5 protein-coding genes are annotated in these 4,491 nt (G+C 70.6%); 4 read left to right on the top strand and 1 reads right to left on the bottom strand.

The window, feature by feature from the left end; translation table 11 throughout:
• On the bottom strand, positions 1–123 hold a 123-nt coding region (locus tag C667_RS25280), incomplete at its 3' end, for a LysR family transcriptional regulator (protein WP_004380841.1).
• Positions 124–402: 279 nt separating this feature from the next.
• Here C667_RS25280 and C667_RS20510 point away from each other — a divergent pair.
• From C667_RS20510 to cgtA, 4 genes are all read left to right on the top strand, one after another.
• Positions 403–2,097 (top strand): SulP family inorganic anion transporter, encoded by a 1,695-nt coding sequence (locus C667_RS20510; protein ID WP_004380838.1) that lies wholly within the window; start codon positions 403–405, stop codon positions 2,095–2,097.
• A 607-nt stretch (positions 2,098–2,704) separates the two neighbouring features.
• Positions 2,705–3,016, top strand: a complete 312-nt coding sequence (gene rplU / locus C667_RS20505; RefSeq protein WP_004322886.1) for a 50S ribosomal protein L21 — start codon at positions 2,705–2,707, stop codon at positions 3,014–3,016.
• A gap of 20 nt (positions 3,017–3,036) precedes the next feature.
• On the top strand, positions 3,037–3,300 hold the full coding sequence (rpmA, locus tag C667_RS20500; RefSeq protein ID WP_004380836.1) for a 50S ribosomal protein L27: 264 nt from the start codon (positions 3,037–3,039) through the stop codon (positions 3,298–3,300).
• A 108-nt stretch (positions 3,301–3,408) separates the two neighbouring features.
• A partial coding sequence (gene cgtA, locus C667_RS20495; protein WP_004380834.1) for an Obg family GTPase CgtA occupies positions 3,409–4,491 on the top strand: 1,083 nt, incomplete at its 3' end.

Genomic DNA, 4,491 nt, shown 5'->3' with positions numbered 1-4,491 from the left:
GCGGTGGCTCACCGCGCTCACGGTCACGCACAGCTCCTCGGCCGCACGGCTCGCGCTGCGCAGGCGCGCGACCGCCTCGAAGGTGAGCAGGCACTGGATGGGCGGGATGCGTCGATGGGCCATGGCGGCGGTGCGTGGGGAGAAGTGCGGGAAGACGCGGAGACGGCGGACGCGCCGATTATGCGCGCGACGGCCGCCGCCCGGAATCGGCGACGATGCCGCACGACCGCGCCGGGCCGGGCCGGAGACACGCGAGGTGTGCGGCCTCGCGGTTTGTCATTACCATGAGGGCCGGGTGCAGCCCCGGCCATCGGGGGGGCTCGGCCTCGGCCTCGCCCTCGCCCCTCGCCCCTCGCCCCTCGCCCCTCGCCCCTCGCCCCTCGCCTTCGCCTGCCCGCATCCATGTCTCGCCCGCACCGACTGCTGCCCTTCCTGGCCTGGCCCGCGCAATGGCGCGAGCATGGCCTGCGCGGCGACCTCGTCGCCGGCGTCACGGTCGCGCTGGTACTGATCCCGCAGGCGCTGGCCTATGCCAAGCTCGCCGGCCTGCCGCCGCACATCGGCCTCTACGCGGCGCTGCTGCCCGCGGTGGTCGCGGCCTTGTTCGGCTCCTGCGGCCAGCTGTCCACCGGGCCGGTCGCGCTCACCAGCCTGCTCGTCGGCGCCAGCATCCTGCCGCTGGCGGGCGGCCCCGGCGAGGACGTGGCCGGGTTCGCCCTGCTGCTGGCGCTGCTGTCGGGCCTGATCCAGCTCGCACTCGGCGTGCTGCGCCTGGGCTGGCTGCTCAACCTGCTGTCGGTGCCGGTGCTGATGGGCTTCGTCAACGCAGCGGCGCTGATCATCTGCCTCACCCAGCTCCCGCCCCTGTTCGGGCTGGCCATGCCGCACTCCGACCACCTGCTGGTCGATTTCGTGCGCGCGCTCGGCGGGCTGGACGCGCTGCAGCCAGCCGCGGTGGCCTTCGGCGTCGGCAGCCTGGCCGCGCTGGTCGCGCTCAAGCGCCTGTGGCCGCGCCTGCCCGGCGTGCCGCTGGTGGTGGCGGCGACGACCGCGATCTCGGCGTGGAGCGGCTTCGCCGCGCAGGGCGGCGCGGTGGTGGGCGAGGTGCCGGCTGGCCTGCCCGGGCTCAGCCTGCCGCCGCTGCACCCCGAGCTGATCGCCACGCTGCTGCCGGCGGCCTTCGTGGTGGCGATGGTGAGCTTCATGGAGGCGGCCTCCAGCGCCAAGCTGATCTCCGGACGCACCCGCCAGCCCTGGGACCAGGACCAGGAGCTCGTCGGCCAGGGCCTGGGCAAGCTCGCCGCCGCCTTCACCGGCGGCCTGCCGGTGAGCGCCTCGTTCTCGCGCTCGGCGCTCAATTACGTCAACGAGGCGCGCACCGGCCTGTCCTCGCTGGTCACCGCCGCCTTCGTGCTCGTCACCCTGCTGTGGTTCACGCCCCTGCTGTGGCACCTGCCCAAGCCGGTGCTGGCGGCGATCATCCTGCAGGCGGTCGCGGGGCTGATCGACACCGGGGTGATGCGGCGCGCCTGGCGGGCGAGCCGCGACGACGGCGCAGCCGCGGCGGTCACCTTCCTCGCCACGCTCGCCTTCGCGCCCAACATCCAGAACGGCGTGTTCACCGGGCTGATCCTGTCGCTCGCGCTGCTGGTGTATCGCGGCATGCGCCCGCGCGTAGCCCTGCTCGGCCTGCACGAGGACGGCACCTACCGCGACCGCGAGCGCTTCGACCTGCCCCACCCGCATGCGCAGCTGGTGATCCTGCGCTTCGACAGCCCGCTCAGCTTCGTCACCGCCGCCACCTTCGAGGACGCCATGCTGGGCGCCGCGCGCGCGCAGGACGGCGTGAAGATCGTGCTGGTCTCGGCCGCCGGCATCAACGCGATCGACGCCACCGGCCTGCACACGCTCGCCAGCCTGGTCGAGCGCTTCCACGTCCAGGACCAGACGATCGCCTTCTGCGGCCTCAAGAAGCAGGTGATCGACGCCATGGAGCGCGACGGCGTGTGGACGCGCATCGGCAAGCACTCGAGCTACCGCACCGAACACCAGGCCCTCGACGCCCTGCTGCCCACCCTCCCCGCCCCGGCCAGGTAGCCGCGCCGGCAGGCGCGAAGGCGGCGGTGGATTTCTGTGCGCGCGTGGGTCGCCGGGCCGCCCTATTCGCAGCTGCCGCAGCTCCTACAGGAGGACCTGAACGCGCGCCGGTTTATGTAGCGGTCCGGGACGCGCGGCGGTTTGTGTAGAGGTCCGGGACGCGCGGCGGTTCATGTGGAGCGCCGGGACGCGCGGCGGTTTGTGTAGGAGCGCCGGCAGGCGCGAAGGCGGCGGTGGAACAGTGTGCGCGCGTCGGTTGCCGAACCGCCCTATTCGCAGCTGCCGCAGCTCCTACAGGAGGTCCTGAACGCGCGGCGGTTTATGTAGCGGTCCGGGACGCGCGGCGGTTTGTGTAGGAGCGCCGGCAGGCGCGAAGGCGGCGGTGGAACAGTGTGCGCGCGTCGGTTGCCGAACCGCCCTATTCGCAGCTGCCGCAGCTCCTACAGGAGGCCCGCGACGCGTGGTGGTTCATGGAGGAGGGCCGGGACGCGTGGCGGTTTCCGGCATGGGGCGGGCGGAGGGCGCTGCGGGCGTTTTGCATTGACTTCCGGGGGCGACTCGGCTATCGTGCGCGATTCTTCGCAGACCCATCAACTGGAGCAACACCATGTACGCGGTGATAAAAACCGGTGGCAAGCAGTATCGCGTCGCTGCCGGCGAAAAGATCAAGGTAGAACAGATACCGGCCGACGTGGGTTCCGAGATCACCATCGACCAGGTCTTCATGGTCGGTGAAGGCGATGCCGTCAAGATCGGCACGCCCGTTGTGGCCGGAGCTTCCGTCAAGGCGACCGTGGTCTCCCACGGCCGTCACGACAAGATCAAGATTTTCAAGATGCGCCGTCGCAAGCACTACCAGAAGCACCAGGGGCATCGTCAGAACTACACCGAGCTTCGCATCGAAGCGATCTCGGCCTAAGGCGTAGGGGGTAATCCGACATGGCACACAAAAAAGCTGGCGGTAGTTCGCGTAACGGCCGCGACTCGGAATCGAAACGCCTCGGCGTGAAGCGCTACGGTGGCCAGTTCGTGCTCGCCGGCAACATCATCGTTCGCCAGCGCGGCACCGAATACCACCCGGGCGACAACGTCGGCATCGGCAAGGACCACACCCTGTTCGCGCTGACCAACGGCGTCGTGCAGTTCGCGGTCAAGGGCCCGTCGCGTCGCCGCACCGTGATCATCGTGCCGGAAGCGGCCTGAAACGCGCTCCGGTTCGCATTGCAGCATCGAAAGCCCTATCCCGGTGGTAGGGCTTTTTCATTTTCGGGGTGCGCCTGCCGGCCTGCCCCGCCAAGAGGTTGATCAGGCATGAAGTTCTTTGACGAAGCCCGCATCGAGGTGTACGCCGGCGACGGCGGCAACGGCGCGGCCACCTTCCGCCGCGAGAAGTACATCCCCAAGGGCGGCCCGAGCGGTGGCGACGGCGGCCGCGGCGGCAGCGTGTACGCGGTGGCCGACCGCAACCTCAACACCCTGATCGACTACCGCTACACCCGCAGCTTCCGCGCCGAGCGCGGCGAGAACGGCGGCAGCCGCGACTGCTACGGCAAGGGCGGCGACGACATCACGCTGCGCTTCCCCGTCGGCACGGTGATCAAGGACCAGGAGACCGGCGAGCTCGTCGCCGACCTCGACGTGGACGGCAAGACCGTGCTGATCGCCCAGGGCGGCCGCGGCGGCCTGGGCAACATCCACTTCAAGTCCAGCACCAACCGCGCCCCGCGCAAGAAGACCATGGGCAAGGAAGGCGAATACCGCAACCTGCACCTGGAGCTCAAGGTGCTGGCCGACGTCGGCCTGCTCGGCATGCCCAACGCCGGCAAGTCGACCTTCATCCGCAGCGTGTCCGCGGCCAAGCCCAAGGTCGCCGACTACCCCTTCACCACGCTCGCGCCCAACCTCGGCGTGGTGCGCACCAGCGAGGCGCGCAGCTTCGTGATCGCCGACATCCCCGGCCTCATCGAGGGCGCGGCCGAGGGCGCCGGGCTGGGCCACCAGTTCCTGCGTCACCTGCAGCGCACCCACCTGCTGCTGCACCTGGTCGACCTCGCCCCCTTCGACCCCGAGGCCGATCCGGTGGCGGACGCCAAGGCGATCGCCGAGGAGCTGCGCAAGTACGACGAAGACCTGTACAACAAGCCGCGCTGGCTGGTGCTGAACAAGCTCGACCTCATCCCCGAGGAAGAGCGCGCCGAGCGCGTGGCCGCCTTCCTCGAGGCCTACGGCCCGGTCGAGCGCCACTTCCAGATCTCCGCCATGAAGGGTGAAGGCACGCAGGCGCTGATCTTCGCGATCCAGGACCTGCTCGACGCCGAGCGCGACCGCATCGAGGCCGAGCGCGCCGAGCGCGAGGCCGCCGAGGCCGCCCGCCTGGCCGCGGCCGACGCCGCG

This window comes from Thauera phenylacetica B4P (assembly GCF_000310225.1).
In the GTDB taxonomy this organism is placed as follows: Bacteria; Pseudomonadota; Gammaproteobacteria; order Burkholderiales; family Rhodocyclaceae; genus Thauera; species Thauera phenylacetica.
The sequence above is the reverse complement of the archived record's forward strand: the minus strand, read 5'-3'. Positions and strand labels throughout refer to the sequence as shown.